We start from the raw sequence: 1387 nt of genomic DNA, 5'->3' as shown, positions 1-1387 counted from the left end.
GGGCCTGTCAGTTTTTTTGTGTGCAGGGCAGGTATAGACTCACCGTCGACTTGAGCGGTGAGTGCAGCATTATCTCAACGATGCGGATGGGTGAAGCGCTCCTCGTACAGGATCGCGAACTGGTTCATAGCAGCCTTCCAATCGTGTGTTGAACTGCCCCAGCTTCCTGTAATGTTGCGCAGGGCCAGCCACAGCAGCTTGGTTGCCGCCTCGTCGCTGGGGAAGTGCCCGCGCGTCTTGATGATCTTGCGCAGTTGCGCATTGATGCTCTCAATGGCGTTGGTCGTGTAAATGATCTTGCGGATCGCCGGCGGGAACATAAAGAACGGGATCACCTGGTCCCAGGCGCGACGCCAGGACGCAGCGATCGGGGGGTACTTCTTCCCCCATTCTCCTTGCTCGAAGGCCGCCAGTGCGGCTAGCGCCGCCTCGACGGTGGGCGCCGTGTACACGGGCTTGAGCGCAGCCGCTACGGCCCGGCGCTCCTTCCAGCCGGCATATTCCAGGCTATTGCGGATCAGATGCACGATGCAGGTCTGCAGCGTCGTGTTCGGGAACACCGCGTTCAGGGCCTGTTCCATGCCCTTGAGCCCGTCAGTCACCGCAATCAGGATGTCCTGCGTGCCGCGGGTCTTCAGGTCATTGAACACCTTCATCCAGAACTTGGCGCCTTCGGTGGTTTCGATCCACAGGCCCAGGATGTCGCGCGTGCCGTCTGGCAGTACGCCCAGGGCCAGGTAGACAGCCTTGTTGCGCACCACGCCGTCCTCACGCATCTTGACGCGCAGCGCGTCGAAGAACACCACCGGGTACATCGCCTCGAGCGGGCGGGCCTGCCAGGCGGTGACTTCGTCCATGACCGCATCGGTCACCGAACTGATGAACTCGGGCGAGACTTCGGTGCCGTACTGTTCCGCCAGAAACGCCTGGATCTCGCGCACGGTCATGCCGCGGGCGTACATGGCGATGATCTTGTCGTCGAACCCGGTGAAACGCCGCTCGTGCTTGGGAATCAGGAGCGGCTCAAAGCTGCCCTCGCGGTCGCGCGGGATGTCCACCCGCAGCGGCCCGTCCTCGGTCAGGACGGTCTTGGCGCTCTTGCCGTTGCGCTGGTTGGCCGTGCCGGGCGGGCGCTCCGCGCCCGGCTGGTAGCCTAGGTGATGGCCTAGCTCGGCGCCTAGGGCCCGCTCGATCAGGGCCTTCTTGAACGCCATCGAGGCGTTCTGAACCGCCTCGGCGGTCATGGGACCCTTAACGAAATGGGCGATCAGGTCTTCGGGAATGGCCGGCAGTTCACGGTCTGCGGCTTGGCTGGTCTTCGTCTTGCGTGGCATACATGCTCCTTGGCGACATGTTATGCCCTAAACACAAAATTTCTGACAGGCCC

The 1387-nt window shown here is 62.6% G+C and carries 1 protein-coding gene; it reads right to left on the bottom strand.

Features of this window, described 5'->3' with window-relative positions; genetic code table 11:
- Nucleotides 1-74: 74 nt before the first annotated feature.
- The gene (locus AB4061_RS40520; protein WP_441641650.1) at nucleotides 75-1334 is read right to left on the bottom strand and encodes an IS256 family transposase; all 1260 of its coding nucleotides are present in this window, start codon (nucleotides 1332-1334) and stop codon (nucleotides 75-77) included.
- Nucleotides 1335-1387 lie beyond the last annotated feature (53 nt).

The organism is Cupriavidus sp. YAF13 (assembly GCF_052113425.1).
Lineage (GTDB): Bacteria > Pseudomonadota > Gammaproteobacteria > Burkholderiales > Burkholderiaceae > Cupriavidus.
The sequence above is the reverse complement of the archived record's forward strand: the minus strand, read 5'-3'. Positions and strand labels throughout refer to the sequence as shown.

What these genes read in the sequence shown, in the direction of transcription:
- AB4061_RS40520 (WP_441641650.1), bottom strand. Translation starts at nt 1,334, where the DNA reads ATGCCACGCAAGACGAAGACCAGCCAAGCCGCAGACCGTGAACTGCCG.